Origin of the sequence: Pseudomonas sp. PDM16 (assembly GCF_014851865.1) — a bacterium.
In the GTDB taxonomy this organism is placed as follows: Bacteria; Pseudomonadota; Gammaproteobacteria; order Pseudomonadales; family Pseudomonadaceae; genus Aquipseudomonas.
This window is the reverse complement of record NZ_JACVAM010000007.1, coordinates 124,365-145,767: the sequence shown is the minus strand read 5'-3', so window position 1 is coordinate 145,767 and position 21,403 is coordinate 124,365. Positions and strand designations below refer to the sequence as shown.

The window sequence follows — 21,403 nt, the reverse complement described above, 5'->3', positions numbered from 1 at the left end:
CTCAGCCCAGTACTTTGCTGGCTTTGAGCGTGGCGATCTCTTCCTCTCCGTAGCCCAGCTCACGCAGCACCTCATGACTGTGTGCGCCGACCGGCGCGCCAATATGCCGTGGTGACTCCAGTCCCGCGGAGAAACGGATCGGACAGGCGATCTGGCGTTGCGCCGACTTGCCCTCGCGCGGCACCTCGGTAACCACGCCGCGTGCTTTGAGCTGCGGGTGCTCGACTGCCTCGGACAGTTTCAGCACTGGCTCGACGCAGGCGTCCACCTCGGCGAAGCGTTGCTGCCACTCGGCCAGGTCGTGCTTCTCTACCTCGATGGCGATCTCGCCTTTGAGCCGTTCCTGATCCTTGGGCGACAGGCCCAGGGCAGCCAGTTCCGGGCGACCGAGGGCGGCGCAGAACTGCTGCATGAACTGCGGCTCCAGGCTACCCACCGACAGCCAGCGGCCATCGCGGGTGCGGTAGTAGTCGTAGAAGCTGCCGCCGTTGAGCACCTGGTTCTGCATGTCCGGCTCCACGCCGCCGGCCAGGTAGCCGGCGCCGGCCATCGCATGCAGGCTGAAAGCGCAGTCGGTCATGCTGATGTCCACGTGCTGACCGAGGCCGGTGCTCTGCCGGGCGATCACCGCCGCGAGCAGGCCGATCACCCCGTGCAGCGAGCCGCCGGCGATATCAGCCACCTGCACGCCAAGCGGCAACGGACCGCTGTCGCGGCGGCCGGTGTAGCTGGCCAGGCCGCTGAGGGCCAGATAGTTGAGGTCGTGGCCGGCGCGGTCCTTGTACGGCCCGGTCTGGCCGTAGCCAGTGATCGAGACGTAGATCAGTCGCGGGTTGATTGCCTTGAGCATATCAAAGCCGAGACCGAGCTTGTCCATCACTCCCGGACGGAACTGCTCCAGCACGATGTCGTACTCGGCCACCAGGCGCTTCACCAGCTCCAGCGCCTCGGGCTTCTTCAGGTCCAGGGCCAGGCAGCGCTTGTTGCGGTTGAGGTAAGCGTGGCTGGTGGAGACGCCATCCACATGGGGGGGGAGTACACGGACCAGGTCCACACGAGTGGGCGACTCCACACGCAATACCTCGGCGCCCATGTCCGCCAATAGCAACGAAGCGAACGGCCCCGGCAGCAGGGTGGAGAAGTCGAGAACTTTCAGCGAAGACAGCGGGCCTTTCATGTTCAGTTTTCCCAGTGCAGAGAAGGTTCGGACGGCAGGCTGGTTACGCGCTCGGCATAGCGGGCCTCCAGCACATTGCGGCGGATTTTCATGGTTGGCGTCATGCAGCCGTTGTCCACGGTCCAACTGTCACGCACCAACAGCAGGTGGCTCAGCCGCTCATGGGGCTGCAGGTCAGCGTTGAGGCCGTTCAGGGTAGCCTGCAGATCGGCCGTCACGCGCTCGCGCGGTTGCAGGCGGGCAGCCGGCGACAGCTCGATCAGCGCCAGCGGCTGGTCAAGATTGCTGCCCATCAGGCAGACCTGCTCGACCCAGGTGTTCTTGGCGATCTCACCCTCGATGGGCGCCGGCGCCACGTACTTGCCCTTGCTGGTTTTGAAGATGTCCTTCACCCGCCCGGTGATGCGCAGATAGCCGTCGGCATCCACCTCGCCCTTGTCGCCGGTGTGCAGCCAACCGCCGGCCAGCGCCTGGGCACTCAGCTCCGGCTCGCGATAGTAGCCAAGCATCAGGGTCGGGCTGCGAAACAGGATCTCGCCATTGTCGGCCAGGCGCAGCTCGAGAAACGGCATGGGCCGGCCAACCGTACCGAAACGCACCTTGCCGGGACGATTGAAGGCGCCGTAGGCAAAGTTCTCGGTCATGCCGTAGCCCTCGCAGATGATCATGCCCAGCCGCTTGTACCAGTCCAGCAGCCCCGGTGAGATCGCGGCTGCGCCGGACACCAGAATACGCGCCCGGTCCAGCCCCAGCCCCCGGCGAATCTTGCGCGCCACCAGGGCACCGATGACCGGCACGCACAGCAGCAGGTCCAGACGCCGGGCCGGCAGGCGCTCCAGCACGCCTTGCTGGAAGCGCGTCCACAGCCGCGGCACGGAGAAGAATACCGTCGGCCGCACATGGCGCAGGTCTGCGGCGAAGGTCTCCAGCGACTCGACGAAGGCCACCCGCGCGCCGCTGTACAGGCTGTTCATCTGCACCAGGAAGCGCTCGGCGGCATGCGACAGCGGCAGGTAGGAGAAAAACTGGTCACGCTCCGACAGCTTCATCTCCAGGGTCGAGTTGGCAGCCGAGAAGGCCATGGCCCGCGCCGAGAGCATGGCGCCCTTGGGCTGACCGGTGGTGCCGGAGGTGTAGAGGATGCTGATCAGCTCATCGCCCTGTTGCTGGTGTACCTCACGCAACGGCTCGTGGGCGTCTAGCAACGCGTGCCACTGGTGGTCGGCACGCAGGGTCGGGTACGGCATAGCGATGCGTACGATTTGCGGAGCGATACCGGCCTCCAGCTTCTCCGGCTCGTCTAGCTTGCCGAGCAGAACCACCTTGCACTCGGCATGATCCAGCACGTAGGCGATGCTCTCGGCGGTCTGCAGCGGATACAACGGTACGCTGACCAGGCCGGCCAGCATGATCGCCAGGTCGCTGATGAACCACTCGGCGCAGTTCTTCGCCAGCAGCGCCACCCGGTCACCGGGCTCGCAGCCCAGCCCCCGTAACGCACTGGCCAGGCGACGAGCCTGATCATCAACTTCGCGCCAGGTGAAATCATGCCAGCGTCCATCCACCGGCTGGCTCAGCCAGACCCGATCAGGCGCTGTTTCAAGCCAGTACTGAAAGCGTTGCAGCGGCAGTTGTTCGGTCATGCGGGCTCTCTTGTTCTTGTTGTGGATGAGGCCGATCAGAGCTTGAAGATGCGCCGGGCATTCTCGTGGAGGAAACGCGCCTCCACCTCGCTGCTCAAGCCCAGTTCCTTCACCTGCTGCATGCAGCGGGTCAACGGCAGCTGCGGAAAATTGCTGCCGAACAGCACCTTGTCGCTGCCGTAGCTGCGCATGAACTGCAGCAGCTGCGGCGGGTAGTAGCGTGGCAGGTAGGCGGAGGTGTCGATGAACACGTTGTCATGCTTCCAGGCCAGGCCGATCATCTCGTCGGTCCAGGGATGGCCGATGTGGCCAGCGACGATGCGCAGCTCGGGGAAGTCCAGCGCGACCTCGTCCAGGTAAGGCACCGGGCGACCGGTCTCCGACGGCATCAGCGGGCCGGTGTGGCCGACCTGGGTGCAGAACGGGATGTCCAGCTCGATGCACTTCACATACAACGGGTAGTACAGGCGATGGTTGGGTGGCAGCTTCCACAACCAGGGCACGATGCGCAGGGCCTTGCAGCCCAGCTCCAGCACCGCCCGCTCCAGCTCGCGCACGGCAGCCACTGGCTTGCGCAGGTCCACCGTGGCGACACCGACGAAGCGCTCGGGAAAAGCGCGGGTGTACTCGGCGATATCGTCATTGCTGAACACCCAGCCCTCAGGGCGGCACCAGGCGGCCAGCATCAGCTTGTCGACCCCGGCCTCGTCCATGTGCGCCACGGTCTGCTGCGGACTCAGGCGCTGATCGAGCAATGCAGCGCTGCCGGACTTCTCGAACAGCCGAGCCACTTCGGGCATCTTCTCGCGCAGCTGGCCACTGGCGGGCTGGGCCCAGGCATCGATTGCGGTCATACGGCAACTCCTCGTTCCATGACGGTTCGTCGCAGGTTAGGTCCGCCCTTCCCGCCCCTCAATGACCCAAGCGCTCGGTACGATTGACCCTATCGGCCACTGTACCGGCGATTTGAAAGTCAGCTGCGGATTGCGCCATCGACCGGGCGGCGTAATCTGGCGGCTCCTGCCTGGAGCCGTTTGATGAGACCCGCCGACCTGCTTCGCTTGCTGCTGCTCGCCGCCATCTGGGGCGCCAGCTTCCTGTTCATGCGCATCGCCGTGCCGGAGCTGGGCAGCCTGCCCACCGCCTTCTTCCGCGCCAGTCTCGGCGCCCTCGGCCTGCTGGTCTTTCTGCTGGTGCTGCGTCCGGTGTGGAATTTCCAGGGCAAGTTCCGCGCTTGCCTGGTGCTGGGCGTAATCAACGCCGGCCTGCCGTCGGTGATGTACTGCCTGGCCGCGCTGGTGCTGCCAGCCGGCTACTCGTCGATCTTCAACGCCACCACACCACTGATGGGCGTGCTGATCGGTGCACTGTTCTTCAGCGAGGCGATGACCGCCAGCAAGGCCGCCGGCGTGGCGCTGGGCCTGTTCGGCGTGGCCGTGCTGACCCGCACCGGCCCGATCGACTTCGACCTGCCGCTGCTGCTCGGCGCCGCCGCTTGCCTGGTGGCCACTACCTGCTACGGTTTCGCCGGCTTCCTCACCCGCAGCTGGATCGGCCCGTTGGGCCTGGACAACCGCCTGGTGGCCTTCGCCAGCCTGGTCGGTGCCAGTCTGTTCCAACTGCCGCTGTTCGCCGGCAGCCTGGCCTGGCAGCCGCCCACCAGTTGGGGCGGGCCCACGCTGTGGCTGTCGCTGGCGGCACTGGGCCTGGTCTGCACCGCCTTCGCCTACGTCCTGTACTTCCGTCTGCTGGCCGACATCGGCCCGATCAAGGCCAGCACCACCACCTTCCTGATCCCACCCTTCGGCGTGATCTGGGGCGCCCTGCTGCTGGGCGAACCGCTGACCTGGGACTACCTGCCGGGCTGCCTGCTGATTGGCGTGGCACTGTGGCTGGTGGTGCGACCCAGCGCGCCTGCCACAGCAACGGCCAAGGCCTGAAGCCCAGGAGTCCTCCTACGGCAATTCGAAAGCGGCTAACGCCGCCACACCAGCCGACCCACCTCGACTATCTGACTGCCCGAAAGGCACGCAACGAAACATCGTCGAGCGAATGTTCGGCTGGTTGAAAGAGAATCGCAGAGCCGGTACTCGCCAAGACAGGCTGGCGAGAAATCTTGCCGCCATGCTCACGCCGGTATGCTGCGGTACCTACGGCAATACTTTTCGCATAGAGCCTATAAGCTACTGCGCTGCAGCTCTTGGAAGACCCTCTCTGGCGAGTCATCGAAAATCTATCTGCGTTGGTGATACTGCGTTAGACTCACAACGGCAGCCAGCACTGCCTCAGCATGAAGGCTTAGTCGACTGCAAGTAGCGATTTGAGTGTTGTGTGCCGTATGAGCCGCAGGGCGGACCAGCATATCGAATGTGATTAAGGTCAGCAGGCTGGTACATAACGGTGAGGCCCATCGTATGCACAGGTGCTGGCAACACTGACGTCAAGAAATGTTCCGAGCTAGAGCGTTCAATGACTGACACCTCATACAGAATTGAATCCGATACGTTAGTCGTCCAGAGTTCCCCCGGAGTATCTGCCATGCTGGGGGAGCACTTGGTCATGCTGAGCATTGAGCAGGGTGCTTACTTTGATCTGAACCCAACAGCCAAGCTGATATGGGAGTCACTAGCCAGCCCTCGCACAATCGATGAATTATGCATGATTATCCATGAGGACTATGAAGTTTCAGAGCAGCACTGCAGAGACGCGGTAGAGCACTTTATCCTAGAGCTGCACAAAGAAAATATGATTTCGCTTCAAAGCCCTACCAACACCGCAGCAACCGAGACGTCACAAATATAAACCTCCCGATCCACAGTCAAATTAGCCGAGAAAAATCATGCAAAAGCCAGATACCACACCGAGCAAAGAGACCACCACCCCAGCCTCTGCGGAGAAAAAAACATTTATTGCACCAAAGTTCGAAAAAATGGATATCGCGCTAACCGAAAGCGGCGCGGGTACTTTTGACGGCGCGGATTTTTCCACATACGCAAGCTAACACAACGAAAACAAGTGAAAACAGAGTTTACGAATTGTAAACGAGCATTTTTCGAACTTACGGGCAGACATAATTTCAGAATAGCCGCAGTTGCTATAGCATCTTCTTTATCAAAATACGCCATTACTAAGGACAGGAGCAACAGCGATATATGCTCCTTTCATTAATTCCTGACCATTTCAAGCGCTCCTGCCATAGGAACGAATCAGTCAACTGTAAATAAAGCTTTTAAGTCAGCGTTGGATGAGCATCCGTGCCTAGACGTCATGCCCAATCAAAATTCCATATTGTTTGGCTTCACTCAGGCGCCATCAAAAATGAAAATCATGGAAATTTCCTGCAGCGAGTATGGAAGCCATGCTCACTGTGGCAGAACGACCCTCTGATCGATGTCACGGAACTCTCCGTGCATGCACCGGAAGCCTTCGAATTTTCACTGCATTGCGACCTGCTGATCATTATTCAGTGCAATATCCACTGGCTCTGGCACGTCATCCAACACAGGAAGATGGCCAAACTGGGGACATTGTATGAAATCAATGACGATATCGCATTGCTTGGCGACTGGTTGCCTGCCACTCATCCATTGAAATCCCCATTAAGCCGACAGTACTTACTTAATCTGGCTCATTATTGCGATGCTGTCTTATTTTCGTCCCAGGAACTGGCCAGATACTATGAAGCACTGCACCCTATACGACTGGTCACTGACCCATGGGTCGAGCCCCCTCGCATCACACCATTGAAGCCAAAGGGATTTATCATCGGCTGGGGCGGGTCGACAACTCACCTGGATGATCTGCTGTGGATTGCCCCTGCATTGGCAAGATTTCTGGATGTTCATCCAGATGCCCGATTCTCACTCATGGGTTGCAGCAGCAAACTAGGCGATTTCTTGAGCGCTTTGCCATTGGCGCAAGTCACGCATACTCCCTTTGGGGATGAGGCCGATTACTTCAGTTTTTTACAGTCACTGCATGTGGGCATAGCACCACTCAAAGACACCCGTTTCAATCGCTGTCGCAGCGATGGCAAATTCGTCCAGTATTCCATCAATGGCTGCGCCAGTCTTCTCAGCAATTTACCCCCGTTCTATCCTCATCATGAGCGGGCAATTCTATTTGACTCGCCAGCGGCCATGTACGAGGGGCTGGAGCGACTTTATCGGGATCGCTCCACTCTAAATAGACTGGCAGATACGGCCCGCCAATGGGCACAAGAGCATCGAAGCCCGATAACCATAAAGGATCATCTGGAGTCGATATTTTCGACGTTTCTACCGCCGCAATCCCAAACACCCCATGACAAGCTGAGGCCTTGGTCCGAAAAAGAACGGAAGACATGGTGGGCAATTCATAAGGCCATGAACGAGCAGCACTATGAACAATCGATCCAGCTGTGCCACACACTACTCAATGAGCACGCCGACCTGCCTCAAGTGCGCTGGCTATTGATCCGGAGCCTGCTGGCTGCAGGACAGAGAGAACGGGCGCTTGACGCGACACAAATTCCCACTAACAGCACCATATGGGCGGATGAGTTTTCTGCACTGGCGCACTCAATTGTTCCGCCATCGGATAGCCATCGCAAAGAAAGCCTCTTGACAAAGGTACAGCATCCCCTGAAAAGAATTCAGCTCAAAGGACTTCCCGCAAAAGACCTGGAACGCCATTTTCGACTTATATTGGATTGGCTGCCCTATGATTATTTTTCTTTATTTGGCCTGATCCAGATACTGGAGAAACATCATCCGGAAACCAAAGAGTTGGACATATTCAGAACACGCGCCAGACTACTGACACCAGAGAGTTCACAGTAGCGTCAATCATGCCCAACCTATATTACTATCGAACATTTGGGCTGCATCTTGCCGTCAACCACCCCATTCACTTTCTAACCGAAGCCAATCCAGAAAAACCTGACTGCCTGATTTTATTGCATGGCGGCACTTCTCTTGCAAAGCCCCCCCCCCAGGCTAAGCAAATCACTCCCATCTCTAGCGAGTGGATATCTGATAATAGGGAAATAGTCATCCGCTTCCACGATCCATTGAATCAGGGGCAAGTGGAATTCAAGCTACAACCGAACGGGGATCGGATGGAGGCATGGTGGAGTCCAGAGGTATCCTTGCATGATGTAATACGCGTATGCACCTCGATCATGGCGGGACGTATTCTGCATTTATCCGGAAAACTGGCCCTGCACGCCAACGCAGTTCAACTCGGTGAGTCATGTATTTTATTGGCCGCACCATCGGGCGCCGGCAAATCCAGCACCACGGCGGCATTGCTAAAAGCCGGCGCGACACTGCTTAGTGACGATATCGTCAGCATAAATCACAGCAACAACCAATTCATTGCAGCCCACGGGTTTGCCCAGTTGCGATTATGGCCGAACACAGCATCCGAGCTGCTTCCACACATGACCTCATTGAAGAGTGTCTATGAGCGAACCGCTCTGACCGGCGAAAAGTGTTACTGGGATCTTGCGCAGCAGCCTGATGCGTTCATTCCACAGGATCGTCCGATACAAGCCATTTACCTGCTGGGAGAGCGAAGTAAGGACCGAATGTCAGCAGAGCCATTACCCGCCAACTTGGCCATAGGTCTACTGTTGCATCAGTTATATCTCGGGCAGCCCGCCAGCCCCGAGTTATGGCAAAAGCCGTTCCAGGCGCTGGTAAAACTGGCACAACAGATTCCCGTGTTTACTCTGCAACTATCAGAGGGTTTGCATAGCCTGCAAAGTGCTCATGATTTTTTATTATCGCACCTTTGCAAGAACACTGAATAATTGAGCAGGCGAACTATCACCATGGCAACACTCGTAGATTTTGCAGAAAAAAATTTCGCCCAGACTTCGGCAAGCCAGAATGCACAGCCGCTCCCCGAAAAGCATTATCTACTTGGTTGTCACGCTCGTATTGACAACCTCTCTGAACTGAAATCTCGGCTTGGGCAGGATAATGCAGACCCACAGAGCGTCAACACCCAGGACTTACTACTCCTGGCATTTCAGCGCTGGGATGTTGGCATGTTCCGATACATCAGAGGAGATTGGTGGCTTGCCGTTTGGGACGCCCGCAGGCAATCAGTGATACTGGCAATTGATCCAAGCAGCCCGACCACCTTGTTTTATGCTTGGACCCCAAAAGGTCAATTGGTATTTTCCGCCAATTTAATTGACATTCTGAACACTGAGGGTATTTCCCAAGACCTTCATGAAGCTCGGACGTTGAGCCATATCGTGCAGTGGCTCCATTATGACGATTACCTGCAGACTGAATACAAAGCAATCCGCCAAATCGGCTCAGCCACATTCAACATAATAAAACCAGGAAAAATAAACTCAGAAACTTACTGGCAAATTACCCAGTTTCAGACAAACCAAGCCTGCACATCCGAAGAGTACGTTGAGGAATTTTTACAGCGATACCAGCAGGCCGTCGTCAACAGATTACCTCGCACTGGAAATGCCGCCAGCATGCTCAGTGCCGGGCTCGACTCTGGCTCCGTAACCGCCTTGGCCGCGCGTATATTGATGGGAGAAAACCGGGGTGTATGCGCCTACACTCACGTCCCGGTTCGAGAAGCCCAGAATCTTCACCTGCCCGGGAAACTGGTCAATGAATGGCCGGCCGCAGGCCAGCTAGCTGCCATGTACTCAAATATCAGACACATGGCCGTCCAGAGTGATCACCTCAACCCTATCGGCGCCACCGTTTTCATGCTGGAGGCGACAGGCAGGATGCAGGCGGCCAATTCGAACGCAACCTGGATTCATCACCTCTATCAGACTGTCAAACACGATGGATTCGACACCCTGCTGGGCGGCCTGGCAGGCAACATTACGGTTTCGTGGAACGGCGGCCGAGCCAATATATGGAGCTTGCTATTCAGGAAAGAGTGGGAGCAGGCGTCACAGTACCTGCGGCACAACCAGCAAAGCTGGCCTGACAGACTACGGCTATTGGTGGGAGATACGCTGCGCTCTATCAATCCCGCCCGCGATTTTCCCACTACCCGCTTCACTCCAGCGCTAACGGCTATAGCGCATCCCAATATGTGCCTGCATTGGCAACGTAGATTCGAAACCGACTTCATGTCGGCCAGTGCCAAGGTCACCAGCCACCGCCAGTTTCGTGATCATATGTTTCCGATGCTGACAACGAGTCAGAGTTTTGCACAGCTGACTGCCAGAGCCTTTGGTATAACTCTGGCTGATCCTACGTGTGATCAAAGCGTTTTCGAATGGTGCTTGCAAATCCCAGATTCGGAATACCTTAACGCGGCCCAGAACAGGTTATTAATCAGAAATGCCATGAAAGGCATCATTCCGGAATCGACGAGAACTACGAATATTCGAGGAATGCAACCTGCCGACCTGGGGTTTCGCTACAGCAAATACCGCGAATCTGTCGCTCATGTGATGGACTTGATGCGCACATCCCCTTCTGTGGCGCACTATCTCAACCTAAGCGCCATTACAGAAGCCTGGAATCGCACTCAGACCAACCAACTGCCCGACAGAAACTTGTTTGACTTTCACCGAGGCTTACAGGCAGGACTGTTTTTTCTGACTCGTGAAGGAAAAATATCAAGCCATGATTTCTAGCGACTGAAGCTCTGGGTTCCGCTCAAGAAGCTAAAGATCATAAGGCAGGAAAGCCCCCCCCGGAAAATATCGGATTTATTACTTTCAGCAGTTCTTACGCCAATAAACACCGCTCCAGTCAATCCATTTCAGCGGTTCCTGAATGTTCCGCTCAATCCGGAAATCATCAACCGCCAATCGACAGGCCTGAAACGCTCCGTAATCGTCAACCACCACAAAACCACCCGGAACCACCTTGTCATACAGATTGACCAACACTTCCATGGTTGACTGATATAAGTCGGCATCCAGTCTGAGTATGGCAAGCGGCCCACAGTCCAACGTTGGCAAGGTTTCACTAAACCAGCCCTTGACCAAGCGCACATGATCGCTCCATAGGTCATACCGCCTGAAGTGCTCCTCAACTCTTTCCTGGCTGAATGCCAACCACGGGTAGTTGGGCTCGGTAAAATCCAACCCTTCGTCTTGAGGCAAAGCAGCAGGCGGTAATCCTTCAAAGGAATCTGCCGCCCACGTTCTGCGCTGCTCTTCACCAAAAACAACCTGCAATGCCCGCAGAAAAATACTCGCCCCGCCCTGACAGACACCAGCCTCGAAGAAGTCGCCCGGTATACCTTGCGCAAAAATCTGCCTTGCACAATATTCCAAGTGATTCAGCCGCCGCAGCCCCACCAACGTGTGTGACAAGACAGTTACAAAGCCATGCCTTTTCTTCTCCAACAGTTCGGCATACTTTTCCGCCTCGATATGGGAGATATCACGCAAGTGGCGACTGCGGGCCAATCGATCCTCGGCAACATAGTCACTTTGAAGATAGCTCACCTGCAATTCATGCTCGGGGTATATCCAGTTCACCAAAACACGCTTCAGCAGGCCAAGATAGCGCGAATTGAGTGGCGACTCATCGCGCCCCGGAGAAAGTGCAACAATCCAACCAGTCGACTCCAACTCACGCAAAAAATGCAGAACGAACCGGGCGCATTCTTCTTCGTCGGCATCATATACACGACATAATTGCTCTACCACACCATCAAGCGTCTGCGGCTCATATAGTAACTGCAATACGTCAAACGCCACTTGGTTCACTTTTAATGAGGACGGGTCTCCTACATGGGCAACCAATGCCCCATCCTCTTCGGGCTGCACCACTATTTTCTCAGGAGAGAAATACCATTTCTTTGACATATCGACCAACAGATAATCGATGAGAGTTTAAGATAAGAACAATTCACGCAACAAAGCACACAAAATCAGCGGAGCAGACTAAACTTTCGCCACGACAGTATTTATCAACACCTCCCGTCAAACTTTCGAAACGGTGATATCTATCCAGAATAATGCGCCTTGGACCACGGGTAAACCTGTGCCTTCCTGGTAGTTTTTACTCACCTGTCTCGCCTACATTTCTCAATGCCTCACTGCAGCAACACATGTTCAAAGACGCTCGCAGCGACTGGCAGAAATACCAACCCGAAATGACATCAATGACTGGAGCAATCTGTAGGGTAAGCGCTCCATAACCCCTAACTCCGGTTGAGCTATCCGCCTCAAGGGCTCCCAACTCCAGGAATTGTCGAAGATCTTCTGCCCCTTTTTCGGTGCAAGAAAAGGCTTGGGTTGCCCGCAACGCCAGTCCCTCTCCCACCACGATGAGGGTCTTGCAAGCGACTCCTGATTCCGACACAGGCCACCCCAGCCCCTTTGTGTGGGGAGAGAAAACAAAAAGCCGCCCCAAGGGCGGCTTCTTCATGCACAAACGAAAGCCCTATTGTTGCAACTCCTGCTCACTGAACAGATCGCTGAACAGCATGCTGGAAAGATAGCGCTCGCCCGAATCCGGAAGGATTACCACGATGGTCTTGCCCTGCATCTCCGGCTTCTCGGCCAGGCGCACGGCGGCGACCATGGCGGCGCCGCAGGAGATACCGCAGAGGATGCCCTCTTCCTGCATCAGGCGCAGGGCCATGGCCTTGGACTCGTCGTCGCCGACCTGCTCGACGCGGTCGACGATGGACAGGTCTAGATTCTTCGGCACGAAGCCGGCGCCGATGCCCTGGATCTTGTGCGGGCTCGGCTTGACCTCGTCACCGGCGATGGTCTGGCTGATCACCGGTGAGGAGATCGGCTCGACGGCCACCGACAGGATCGGCTTGTGCCGGGTGTGCTTGATGTAGCGCGATATGCCAGTGATGGTGCCACCGGTACCAACGCCGGCTACCAGCACGTCGACCGCGCCATCGGTGTCATTCCATATTTCCGGCCCGGTGGTCTTCTCGTGGATGGCCGGGTTGGCCGGGTTGTCGAACTGCGCCGGCATGAAGTACTTGGAAGGATCGGATGCGGCAATCTCGCCCGCCTTCTCGATGGCACCCTTCATACCCTTGGCCGGCTCGGTCAGCACCAGTTCGGCGCCCAGGGCCTTGAGCACCTTGCGCCGTTCCAGGCTCATGGAAGCAGGCATAGTCAGGATCAGCTTGTAGCCGCGGGCAGCAGCGACGAAGGCCAGGCCGATGCCGGTGTTACCGGAGGTCGGCTCGACCAGGGTCATGCCCGGCTTGAGCACGCCGCGCGACTCGGCATCCCAGATCATGTTGGCGCCGATACGGCACTTGACCGAGTAACCGGGGTTGCGCCCCTCGATCTTGGCCAGGATGGTGACGCCCTTGGGGCCCAGGCGATTGATCTGCACCAGCGGCGTGTTGCCGATGGACTGGGCGTTGTCGGAATAGATGCGGCTCATGGTCCAGTGTCCTTGTCGAAAACCGAGGCCAGACAGCCTAGGGGCTGTTCGTGCTCCGACGCAAGCCACGCTGGCGTGTCGAATGGCCCCAGGCCGGATCACCCCGCGCAGACGGGTCGAACTCCGCGCCACGCTTGACAGTCCACCAGAAACACCCGCTGCGACGGACGCCCCCATGAAACGCCGCTACAGCCTACCGCTCTATATATGCCTTGGCCTGGTAGCCCTGCTACTGGTCCTGCACGTGACCCTGCCCGTGCTGATTCGCAACTATCTCAACGACAAGCTGGCAGACATGGGTGACTATCGCGGCCAGATCACCGATGTGGACCTCGCATGGTGGCGCGGCGCCTACCACATCAATGGTCTCAAGATCGTCAAGGCTGACGGCGAGGTGCCGGTACCATTGCTCGATGCTCCCTCCATCGATCTATCGGTGAGCTGGCACTCGCTCTGGTACGACCACGGTGTGGTGGCACGGGTGATCTTCGAGAGTCCAGAACTTAACTTCGTCGACGGCGGCGAACGTAGCGAAGACAGTCAGACCGGTGCCGGCGTCGACTGGCGCGCACAGCTGGAGAAACTGCTGCCGATCACGCTCGACGAAATCCGAGTAGTGAACGGGCGGATCAGCTTCCGCAACTTCACCTCCCAGCCGCCGGTGAACGTGCAAGCCAGCGACGTCAATGCCAGCCTGTACAACCTGACCAATGTCGCCGACGAACGCGGCGAGCGGGTCGCCCGCTTCGAAGGCAAGGCACTTCTGCTCGACCACGCGCCGCTGGAAGCAACGGCGGTGTTCGATCCGTTCGAGAACTTCCAGGACTTCGAATTCCGTGTGCGCGCCACCGATGTCGAGCTGCGTCGGCTCAATGACTTCTCCTCCGCTTACGGCAAGTTCGATTTTAATGCCGGCAATGGCGACCTAGTGGTCGAAGTCAATGCCGAGAATGGGCAGCTTGATGGTTATATCAAGCCACTACTACGCGACGTGGACGTATTCAACTGGCAACAGGACGTGCAGAACGACGACAAAGGCTTCTTCCGCTCGATCTGGGAAGCCCTGGTCGGCGGCAGCGAAACCGTATTGAAGAACCAGCAGAAGAACCAGTTCGCCACCCGAGTGGAGCTGTCGGGTAGCGTCAGGGATCAGGATGTCAGCCCGATACAGGCCTTCATTGCCATTCTGCGCAACGGCTTCGTGCAGGCCTTCAATGCGCGCTACGAGAACTCACCCCCTAGCTCGTGAGCTCCTCGCTGAAGATCGACTCGATCGGCAAGACGAACACCCTGGCGATCCGAAACGCCAGCGGCAGGCTCGGATCGTACTTGCCGGTCTCGATGGCATTCACGCTCTGCCGCGACACCTCCAGCCGCTGGGCCAGCTCTGACTGACTCCAGCCCCGCTCGGCACGCAGTTCCTTCAGGCGATTGTGCATGGCGACTCCTCAGGCGTAGCGCCAGCGAACCAGCATCGAGGTGAAGGCATAGGCGGCCCAGAAAGATGGAAACGCCATGATCAGCGGGAAGCGTGGCCAGCCAGCGTACTGCTCGAGAAAACCCCACGCCGTGAGCAGACCGACCACTGCCCCGCCGGCCAGCAACGCGGCGCGAGACATGAGGAAACGCAGGAACTCGTCCGGTTCGCTGCGCATGTAGCGGTCGAACACATACAGCGAGGCCAGCAGCGGCACGGCTGGCGAGGCAGCGGCAATCACCCGCAGGGCATAAGGCATTTGCTGCAGGTCCACTCCCCAGCTGATCAGGGCAACCAGCGCGGCATACACCAGCATCAGTGAGGAACAGGAAACGACATAGCGGCGAGAAGCGATGTTCATGGCGGTAGCTCCAGATTCAATGTAAAGCAAACTTAACATCAGACCTTTCAGAATGTAAAGCAAGCTTGTCATTCGCACGGCTTTTTGGCCATTTCCTGGCATGACCCGCCATTCAGTGACTGAATGCCCCGTCTGCGTTCACAGTCCACTGCCCTGCGCGTTATAGTCGGCCACTCAGTCACCACCGAACCAGCCGGCAGCGCCCACGGCGCGGCCGTTCGAGGATTTCCAGATGAAGTTCGAAGGCACCCAGTCCTACGTCGCCACCGACGACCTCAAGCTCGCGGTCAATGCCGCCATCACCTTGCAGCGCCCACTGCTGGTCAAAGGCGAACCGGGCACCGGCAAGACCATGCTGGCAGAGCAACTGTCCGCCGCCTTCGGCGCCAAGCTGATCACCTGGCACATCAAGTCCACCACCAAGGCGCACCAGGGCCTGTACGAGTACGATGCGGTCAGCCGCCTGCGTGATTCGCAGCTGAACTCCGACAAAGTCCACGACGTTCGCAACTACATCAAGAAGGGCAAACTGTGGGAAGCGTTCGAGGCCGACGAGCGCGTGATCCTGCTGATCGACGAGATCGACAAGGCCGACATCGAGTTCCCCAACGACCTGCTGCAAGAACTCGACAAGATGGAGTTCTATGTTTACGAGACCAACGAGACCATCAAGGCCAAGCAGCGTCCGATCATCATCATCACCTCGAACAACGAGAAGGAACTGCCGGACGCCTTCCTGCGCCGCTGCTTCTTCCACTACATCGCCTTCCCTGATCGCGAAACGCTGAAGAAGATCGTCGACGTGCACTACCCGAACATCAGCGGCGAGCTGGTGGCGGAGGCCCTCGATGTATTCTTCGACGTGCGCAAGGTGCCGGGCCTGAAGAAGAAGCCCTCCACCAGCGAACTGGTCGACTGGCTGAAGCTGCTGATGGCCGACAACATCGGTGAGGCCGTGCTGCGTGAGCGCGATCCGACCAAGGCCATCCCGCCACTGGCTGGGGCCCTGGTGAAGAACGAGCAGGATGTGCAGCTGCTGGAGCGCCTGGCCTTCATGGCGCGCCGTGCCAGCCGCTAAGGCATCTGCCATGAGTGCCATCCAGAGCGGTATCGACGCCTATAACCAGGTCTATCTCGACCAGAACGGCGACGAGGACGAGCTGTACAGCGAAGCCCCGGCGACGGACGAAGAGATCGCTCGCCTCGAAACCTTGGCCGGCTTCCCCTTGCCGGCCGAGCTGGCGGACTTCTACCGCGAGTTCGGCTCGCTGAAGAATCGCCTGCAGGACGACTCCCACTGTTTCTGGATCCCTTCTGCGAGCGAGCTGGTCGAGCGCGTTCAGGATCCTGGCTGGAATCCCGCTCGCTCCCTGGGACTGATCGAGATGATTCGCGCCTACTGGGGCAACGACCGCAGCGAGTTCGATGAGGGCAGGCATTTCGATGCGGCCCAGATCGGCGCCCTGAATGACGGCTACCAGTGTTTCGGCTGGTATCTGGGCGAGGACATCTACGAAGGCGCTCACTTCCTGTTCTTCGATCGCAATGGCCAGGTCGGCAGCCTGTATTACCACCAGGATCTTTTCGACGAAGCCAAGCGCAACCTGAAAGAGTTGCTGAGCGATGGCCTGCGGGGCGAGCTGCCATTCGATGAACTGCTGGCCGAGGCATTGGACGAAGTTCGTCAGTCACTCGAAGAGTTCGGCTGAGCCAGGATGCCTGAGCCCTTGGAGAAACAGATGACCATACATAGTGGCAGTTGCCTGTGCGGCGCAGTGAAGTACCGCATCGACGCTCCCATCGAGTCGGCCACTCACTGTCATTGCAGCCAGTGCCGTAAGAGTCATGGGGCCGCCTTCGGCAGCTATTGCACGGTACCCTGGAGCAGCTTCCGCTGGGTCTCCGGCGAGGATTCGGTGGCGCGCTACCACTCATCTCCCGGTGTGACTCGCAGCTTCTGCCAGCACTGCGGCGCCACCCTGCAGTGGTACAGAGACCAGCAGACGGTCGGTATTACCCTGGGCACACTGGACACCCCACTGGGCCAGGTACCACAGAAGCACATCTATTCCGAATCCAAGGCCGACTGGTACGCCATCGCCGACGGCCTGCCCCAGGAGCTTCGCTCCTGAGGCCTCACAGATAAACATGAGGGTGCAGCCATGCTGCTCAACCTGTTCAACGAAATGCGTGCGGCCAAGGTGCCGGTGTCGGTGCGTGAATTGCTCGACCTGATCAACGCGCTCAAGCACAACGTCGTGTTCGCCGACATGGACGAGTTCTACTACCTCGCCAGAGCCATCCTGGTGAAGGACGAGCGCCACTTCGACAAGTTCGACCGTGCCTTCGGCGCCTACTTCAAGGGCCTGGAAAATCTCAACGAACACATCGAGGCGCTGATCCCGGAAGACTGGCTGCGCAAGGAGTTCGAGAAGCACCTGACCGACGAGGAACGCGCACAGATCCAGTCCCTAGGCGGCCTGGACAAGCTAATCGAGGAGTTCAAAAAGCGACTCGAAGAGCAAAAGGAACGCCACGCCGGCGGCAACAAGTGGATCGGCACCGGTGGCACCAGCCCGTTCGGTTCGGGTGGCTACAACCCCGAGGGCATCCGCGTCGGCGACGCCGGCAAGCGCCAGGGCAAGGCCGCCAAGGTCTGGGACCAGCGCGAATACAAGAACCTCGATGACCAGGTCGAACTGGGCACGCGCAACATCAAGGTGGCCCTGCGCCGCCTGCGCAAGTTCGCCCGTGAAGGCGCCGCGGAAGAGTTCGACCTCGGTGGCACCATCGACCACACCGCGAAAGACGGAGGCCTACTCAACATCCAGATGCGCCCGGAGCGACGCAATACGGTGAAGTTGCTGCTGCTGTTCGACATCGGCGGTTCGATGGACGCGCACATCAAGGTCTGCGAAGAGTTGTTCTCGGCATGCAAGACCGAGTTCAAGCACCTCGAATACTTCTACTTCCACAACTGCGTCTACGAGAGCGTGTGGAAGAACAACCTGCGCCGCACCAGCGAGCGTTTCTCCACCCTTGACCTGCTACACAAGTACGGACCGGACTGGAAGATCATCTTCGTTGGCGACGCCGCTATGGCGCCCTACGAGATCACCCAGCCCGGCGGCAGCGTCGAGCACTGGAACGAGGAAGCCGGCTACGTGTGGATAAAGCGCTTCATGGAGAAGTACAAGAAGCTCATCTGGATCAACCCCTACCCCAAGGACGCCTGGGGATACACCGCATCTACCAACATCATGCGCGAGTTGATCAACGACCAGATGCACCCGCTGACGATGCGGGGGCTGGAGGAAGGGATGAGATTCCTCTCCAAGTGACACACAAACGGGCCCTCAGGCCCGTTCTGCTTTCACGGCTAGATGCGCCAAGCCTTCAGCCGAACTTGAAGCCCGGATTACGACCGTTGAGAATGCGGCATCGTCTCCTGACCGGTGAGCTCCCGTGGATATCTACCAAGCCGATATGCAGCTGAATGCTGCCAGACACCTGCGCTGGATGCCCGATCGCATCGAAATCAACTCCGAAGGGGTGCGTATCGAAGGCTGGGCTCTGACCCTATGGGATCACCCCGAGCAAGTCCGTTTCCTGATCAATGGCCAGGACTTCACCCAGGTCGAGTGGCCGCTCAACTCCCCCGACATCGTCGCGCACTTCGATACCCTGCCCAACACCAAGGCCTCGCGCTTCCGTTGCTGGCAGCCATTGGAGCCGGACCAAAGCCCCTATGAGAATGGCTTCATCAGGTTCAACGTCACCGGACAGTTCGGCGAGCACCGCAAGTCCTATCGCACCGCCTGGTTCATCAGCGACCCTGCCCTGGAAGTTGCTGTTCCTTCGGCAGTCCGCAGAGAGCGTGTGATCGGCACCAATCACCTGGAGTTCTTCAAGCTGGGTGGAGCCACGACGCTCAATCGGATCGAGCAATTGCTGCTGGATCGCTTCGACCGCTCGTTGAGTTCCTTCACATCCGTGCTGGACTGGGGTTGCGGCGCCGGTCGGCTGGCTCGCTATCTACCGCGCCTGTCCTCTGCAGTGACCGGGGTCGACATAGATCCGGACAATATTCTCGGCTGCACGGAGACCATTCCCTCGGCCCGCTTCCAGCAGATCGACCTGTACCCTCCCATGCCCTTTGCCGCCGCCAGCTTCGACCTGGTGATAGGCATCTCGGTGCTGACCCATCTCAAGGAGCCCGTACAGAACGCCTGGCTGGAGGAACTGCAGCGCATCGTTGCCCCCGGCGGGCTGGTGCTTCTATCCATCCAGGGTATGGCACAGTCCGCGCTCTACCGATCATCCAGCGCGCAACGCCTGGCCGTTCAACGCGAAGGCATTTTGTACGTCGGCAAAAATCCGCAGTTGGATCAGGTCATCGACGCCACCGAATACTATGTCGATGTGATCCAGTCCCACGACTATGTGATGGCCAAGTGGAGCGAATACTTCGACGTACTGGACATAGTCGAAGCCATGGCCGGCAATCAGGATCTGGTGGCCATGCGCCGACGCTGACCCACGACCATATGCCATTCGAGGCTACTGCAGTGTCCGAAGCCCCCCCCAGCCGAACCACACCTCCCGAGCCACGGGTGGCCATTCTGCTGTGTACTTTCAATGGGCAGAACCACCTGCACGAGCAGCTCGACTCCTTCACCGCGCAGAACCATCGCAACTGGCAGATGTGGATATCCGACGATGGTTCGCAAGACGATACGCTCAACATACTGCAGCACTATCAAAGCACCACGGAGCCGGACAAGATCAGGTTGCAAGCGGGCCCACGACAGGGCTTCGTGGCCAACTTCATGTCCCTGACCTGCCAGGCCGACATCGAGGTGGATTTCTACGCCTATGCCGACCAGGACGATATCTGGGAACCCGACAAGCTACAGCGTGCACTCACCTGCCTGCAGCAGGTCGCCCCCCATACCCCGGCGCTCTATTGCACCCGCACCCGTGTTGTCGACAAGAGCGGCAAGCATGTCGGTTTCTCACCGCTGTTCCGCAAGCCGCCGAGCTTCGCCAACGCCCTGGTCCAGAACGTCGGAGGCGGCAACACCATGGTCTTCAACCGTGCGGCACGCGATCTGCTACGCGAGGTCAGCCCTGGTGCCCACATAGTCTCGCAGGACTGGTGGATGTACATGGTGGTCAGTGGTTGTGGCGGCCGGGTCTACTACGATGCCTACCCCTCGGTACGCTACCGTCAGCATGGCGACAACCTGGTCGGCGCCAATTCCAGCTGGACCGCTCGTGCCGTGCGGATGCGCATGCTCTGGCAGGGGCGCTTCCGGAACTGGACCGACCTCAACCTGAACTCACTGGAACACCTCAGGCATCGCCTGACCCGGGACAACCAGATCATACTCGAGCATTTCTCGGCAGCCCGTCGCGCATCAGGCTGGCGGCGCCTAACTGACATCCTCGCCTCTGGGGTCTATCGACAGACCACGCTGGGCACACTGAGCCTGCTGCTGGCGGCGGCCTTCGGAAAAGTCTGAACACCTCGATTTTCTTTATTGGCGACACCCGGCACACTCACGCACTATTTACTACCAGATACCGCTCATGCCCTTTCCAGCTCTTCGAGCCTCGCTCCGGCACGACATTCATGAATCCCGGCGCTACTCCCGCGCCATACTGTTCATGACCCTCAGCGACCTGCGAGCCCGCTATCGGAGAAGCGTGCTGGGCCCCTTCTGGCTGACACTAGGCACGTCCATCGGAGCGGTGGCCTTGAGCTTCATCTGGAGCGAGCTCATGCACAAGACCGTGCTCGAGTTCCTTCCGACGCTGGCTGCTGGACTGATTCTCTGGCAATTCATTGCCGGAATACTGGGAGAGGCGCCTACCCTGTTCATCCGCCAGGCCATGCTGATTCGTAACCTCAACATGCCTCTGTCGATCTATCCGCTACAGCTGATGCTGCGTCATCTATTCAACCTGATGCACTATCTCCCCGTGTTCCTGCTGATTGCTCCGTTTGTCTCGTTGCCAGTCAACGTAAATACCTTGATGGCCTTGCCAGCCCTGCTGCTAGTGACACTGAACCTGCTCTGGTTCTCCTGGCTGATCGGCCTGCTGGGTGCCAGATTCCGCGACATTGAGTACCTGATAACGATGTCCATGCCCCTGCTGATGGTTCTAAGCCCGGTGTTCTACCGCCCCGACTTCCTGAAGGAAAGCGAAGCCTATATCTGGTTCAATCCCGTTGCGCACCTGATCGAGGTCGTGCGCAGCCCTCTCCTCGGGGAGCCGATTCCATCGTTCGTGCTCATCACGAACCTAATCATGCTGCTGGCCGGAGGCACAACGACCATGCTGCTTTTCCATCGTCTTCGCCGCCATATCGCATTCTGGGTCTGA

Annotated in this window: 21 protein-coding genes and 1 pseudogene; 15 read left to right on the top strand and 7 right to left on the bottom strand. The window is 58.3% G+C overall.

Annotated elements, in window-relative coordinates:
• Position 1: 1 nt before the first annotated feature.
• From IB234_RS21375 to IB234_RS21365, 3 genes are read right to left on the bottom strand one after another with little or no spacing between them, the layout of a single operon-like run.
• Positions 2 to 1,177: a CaiB/BaiF CoA transferase family protein gene (locus IB234_RS21375; protein WP_192321805.1), complete on the bottom strand. Its 1,176-nt coding sequence runs from the start codon at positions 1,175 to 1,177 to the stop codon at positions 2 to 4.
• Between the two features lie 2 nt (positions 1,178 to 1,179).
• Positions 1,180 to 2,820, bottom strand: a complete 1,641-nt coding sequence (locus IB234_RS21370) for an AMP-binding protein (RefSeq protein WP_192321803.1) — start codon at positions 2,818 to 2,820, stop codon at positions 1,180 to 1,182.
• Between the two features lie 35 nt (positions 2,821 to 2,855).
• Complete coding sequence (locus tag IB234_RS21365) at positions 2,856 to 3,674, bottom strand: amidohydrolase family protein (RefSeq protein ID WP_192321801.1); 819 nt, start codon at positions 3,672 to 3,674, stop codon at positions 2,856 to 2,858.
• Between the two features lie 183 nt (positions 3,675 to 3,857).
• Here IB234_RS21365 and IB234_RS21360 point away from each other — a divergent pair, with 183 nt between their 5' ends.
• From IB234_RS21360 to IB234_RS21330, 7 genes and pseudogenes are all read left to right on the top strand, one after another.
• Positions 3,858 to 4,760: a DMT family transporter gene (locus tag IB234_RS21360; protein ID WP_192321799.1), complete on the top strand. Its 903-nt coding sequence runs from the start codon at positions 3,858 to 3,860 to the stop codon at positions 4,758 to 4,760.
• A gap of 61 nt (positions 4,761 to 4,821) precedes the next feature.
• Positions 4,822 to 4,997, top strand: a pseudogene (locus IB234_RS21355) (IS5/IS1182 family transposase); the annotation flags it as partial.
• A 292-nt stretch (positions 4,998 to 5,289) separates the two neighbouring features.
• Positions 5,290 to 5,622 carry a PqqD family peptide modification chaperone gene (locus tag IB234_RS21350; protein WP_192321796.1) on the top strand — a complete coding sequence of 111 codons (333 nt, stop codon included), beginning with the start codon at positions 5,290 to 5,292 and terminating at the stop codon, positions 5,620 to 5,622.
• A 37-nt stretch (positions 5,623 to 5,659) separates the two neighbouring features.
• Positions 5,660 to 5,821, top strand: coding sequence for a hypothetical protein (locus IB234_RS21345; RefSeq protein WP_192321794.1), 162 nt, complete (start codon positions 5,660 to 5,662; stop codon positions 5,819 to 5,821).
• A 253-nt stretch (positions 5,822 to 6,074) separates the two neighbouring features.
• Positions 6,075 to 7,640, top strand: coding sequence for a hypothetical protein (locus tag IB234_RS21340; protein WP_192321792.1), 1,566 nt, complete (start codon positions 6,075 to 6,077; stop codon positions 7,638 to 7,640).
• Between the two features lie 8 nt (positions 7,641 to 7,648).
• Entirely contained in the window at positions 7,649 to 8,614 is a 966-nt protein-coding gene (locus tag IB234_RS21335; protein ID WP_192321789.1) for a hypothetical protein, read from the top strand.
• A gap of 21 nt (positions 8,615 to 8,635) precedes the next feature.
• Positions 8,636 to 10,435 (top strand): asparagine synthase family protein, encoded by a 1,800-nt coding sequence (locus IB234_RS21330; protein WP_192321787.1) that lies wholly within the window; start codon positions 8,636 to 8,638, stop codon positions 10,433 to 10,435.
• Positions 10,436 to 10,519: 84 nt separating this feature from the next.
• Here IB234_RS21330 and IB234_RS21325 read toward each other — a convergent pair whose 3' ends face one another.
• Both IB234_RS21325 and cysK read right to left on the bottom strand, forming a co-directional pair.
• Entirely contained in the window at positions 10,520 to 11,620 is a 1,101-nt protein-coding gene (locus tag IB234_RS21325) for a PqqD family peptide modification chaperone (RefSeq protein ID WP_192321784.1), read from the bottom strand.
• Between the two features lie 580 nt (positions 11,621 to 12,200).
• Positions 12,201 to 13,175, bottom strand: coding sequence for a cysteine synthase A (cysK, locus tag IB234_RS21320; protein ID WP_192321782.1), 975 nt, complete (start codon positions 13,173 to 13,175; stop codon positions 12,201 to 12,203).
• A 175-nt stretch (positions 13,176 to 13,350) separates the two neighbouring features.
• Between cysK and IB234_RS21315 the strand changes: the two genes are divergently transcribed.
• The gene (locus tag IB234_RS21315) at positions 13,351 to 14,424 is read left to right on the top strand and encodes a DUF748 domain-containing protein (protein WP_192321780.1); all 1,074 of its coding nucleotides are present in this window, start codon (positions 13,351 to 13,353) and stop codon (positions 14,422 to 14,424) included.
• Here IB234_RS21315 and IB234_RS21310 read toward each other — a convergent pair.
• Positions 14,414 to 14,614 carry a helix-turn-helix transcriptional regulator gene (locus IB234_RS21310; RefSeq protein ID WP_192321778.1) on the bottom strand — a complete coding sequence of 67 codons (201 nt, stop codon included), beginning with the start codon at positions 14,612 to 14,614 and terminating at the stop codon, positions 14,414 to 14,416. The two genes, IB234_RS21315 and IB234_RS21310, sit on opposite strands and share 11 nt — an antisense overlap.
• A gap of 9 nt (positions 14,615 to 14,623) precedes the next feature.
• Positions 14,624 to 15,013: a hypothetical protein gene (locus IB234_RS21305; RefSeq protein WP_192321775.1), complete on the bottom strand. Its 390-nt coding sequence runs from the start codon at positions 15,011 to 15,013 to the stop codon at positions 14,624 to 14,626.
• Positions 15,014 to 15,245: 232 nt separating this feature from the next.
• Here IB234_RS21305 and IB234_RS21300 point away from each other — a divergent pair, with 232 nt between their 5' ends.
• The 7 genes from IB234_RS21300 to IB234_RS21270 all read left to right on the top strand — a co-directional run bounded on the left by IB234_RS21300 (position 15,246) and on the right by IB234_RS21270 (position 21,403).
• Complete coding sequence (locus IB234_RS21300; protein ID WP_192321773.1) at positions 15,246 to 16,091, top strand: AAA family ATPase; 846 nt, start codon at positions 15,246 to 15,248, stop codon at positions 16,089 to 16,091.
• Positions 16,092 to 16,101: 10 nt separating this feature from the next.
• Entirely contained in the window at positions 16,102 to 16,722 is a 621-nt protein-coding gene (locus IB234_RS21295; RefSeq protein ID WP_192321771.1) for an SMI1/KNR4 family protein, read from the top strand.
• A gap of 30 nt (positions 16,723 to 16,752) precedes the next feature.
• Positions 16,753 to 17,145, top strand: coding sequence for a GFA family protein (locus IB234_RS21290; RefSeq protein WP_225580739.1), 393 nt, complete (start codon positions 16,753 to 16,755; stop codon positions 17,143 to 17,145).
• Positions 17,146 to 17,175: 30 nt separating this feature from the next.
• Positions 17,176 to 18,354: a vWA domain-containing protein gene (locus IB234_RS21285; RefSeq protein ID WP_192321769.1), complete on the top strand. Its 1,179-nt coding sequence runs from the start codon at positions 17,176 to 17,178 to the stop codon at positions 18,352 to 18,354.
• A 124-nt stretch (positions 18,355 to 18,478) separates the two neighbouring features.
• The gene (locus tag IB234_RS21280) at positions 18,479 to 19,549 is read left to right on the top strand and encodes a class I SAM-dependent methyltransferase (RefSeq protein WP_192321767.1); all 1,071 of its coding nucleotides are present in this window, start codon (positions 18,479 to 18,481) and stop codon (positions 19,547 to 19,549) included.
• Positions 19,550 to 19,581: 32 nt separating this feature from the next.
• Entirely contained in the window at positions 19,582 to 20,538 is a 957-nt protein-coding gene (locus tag IB234_RS21275; RefSeq protein ID WP_318652055.1) for a glycosyltransferase family 2 protein, read from the top strand.
• A 67-nt stretch (positions 20,539 to 20,605) separates the two neighbouring features.
• Positions 20,606 to 21,403 (top strand): ABC transporter permease, encoded by a 798-nt coding sequence (locus tag IB234_RS21270; protein ID WP_225580738.1) that lies wholly within the window; start codon positions 20,606 to 20,608, stop codon positions 21,401 to 21,403.

Excerpts from the sequence above, each read along its gene's own strand:
- IB234_RS21375 (WP_192321805.1), bottom strand. The coding sequence starts at position 1,177 with ATGAAAGGCCCGCTGTCTTCGCTGAAAGTTCTCGACTTCTCCACCCTG.
- IB234_RS21370 (WP_192321803.1), bottom strand. The coding sequence starts at position 2,820 with ATGACCGAACAACTGCCGCTGCAACGCTTTCAGTACTGGCTTGAAACA.
- IB234_RS21365 (WP_192321801.1), bottom strand. The coding sequence starts at position 3,674 with ATGACCGCAATCGATGCCTGGGCCCAGCCCGCCAGTGGCCAGCTGCGC.
- IB234_RS21360 (WP_192321799.1), top strand. The coding sequence starts at position 3,858 with ATGAGACCCGCCGACCTGCTTCGCTTGCTGCTGCTCGCCGCCATCTGG.
- IB234_RS21350 (WP_192321796.1), top strand. The coding sequence starts at position 5,290 with ATGACTGACACCTCATACAGAATTGAATCCGATACGTTAGTCGTCCAG.
- IB234_RS21345 (WP_192321794.1), top strand. The coding sequence starts at position 5,660 with ATGCAAAAGCCAGATACCACACCGAGCAAAGAGACCACCACCCCAGCC.
- IB234_RS21335 (WP_192321789.1), top strand. The coding sequence starts at position 7,649 with ATGCCCAACCTATATTACTATCGAACATTTGGGCTGCATCTTGCCGTC.
- IB234_RS21330 (WP_192321787.1), top strand. The coding sequence starts at position 8,636 with ATGGCAACACTCGTAGATTTTGCAGAAAAAAATTTCGCCCAGACTTCG.
- IB234_RS21325 (WP_192321784.1), bottom strand. The coding sequence starts at position 11,620 with ATGTCAAAGAAATGGTATTTCTCTCCTGAGAAAATAGTGGTGCAGCCC.
- cysK (WP_192321782.1), bottom strand. The coding sequence starts at position 13,175 with ATGAGCCGCATCTATTCCGACAACGCCCAGTCCATCGGCAACACGCCG.
- IB234_RS21315 (WP_192321780.1), top strand. The coding sequence starts at position 13,351 with ATGAAACGCCGCTACAGCCTACCGCTCTATATATGCCTTGGCCTGGTA.
- IB234_RS21310 (WP_192321778.1), bottom strand. The coding sequence starts at position 14,614 with ATGCACAATCGCCTGAAGGAACTGCGTGCCGAGCGGGGCTGGAGTCAG.
- IB234_RS21305 (WP_192321775.1), bottom strand. The coding sequence starts at position 15,013 with ATGAACATCGCTTCTCGCCGCTATGTCGTTTCCTGTTCCTCACTGATG.
- IB234_RS21300 (WP_192321773.1), top strand. The coding sequence starts at position 15,246 with ATGAAGTTCGAAGGCACCCAGTCCTACGTCGCCACCGACGACCTCAAG.
- IB234_RS21295 (WP_192321771.1), top strand. The coding sequence starts at position 16,102 with ATGAGTGCCATCCAGAGCGGTATCGACGCCTATAACCAGGTCTATCTC.
- IB234_RS21290 (WP_225580739.1), top strand. The coding sequence starts at position 16,753 with ATGACCATACATAGTGGCAGTTGCCTGTGCGGCGCAGTGAAGTACCGC.
- IB234_RS21285 (WP_192321769.1), top strand. The coding sequence starts at position 17,176 with ATGCTGCTCAACCTGTTCAACGAAATGCGTGCGGCCAAGGTGCCGGTG.
- IB234_RS21270 (WP_225580738.1), top strand. The coding sequence starts at position 20,606 with ATGCCCTTTCCAGCTCTTCGAGCCTCGCTCCGGCACGACATTCATGAA.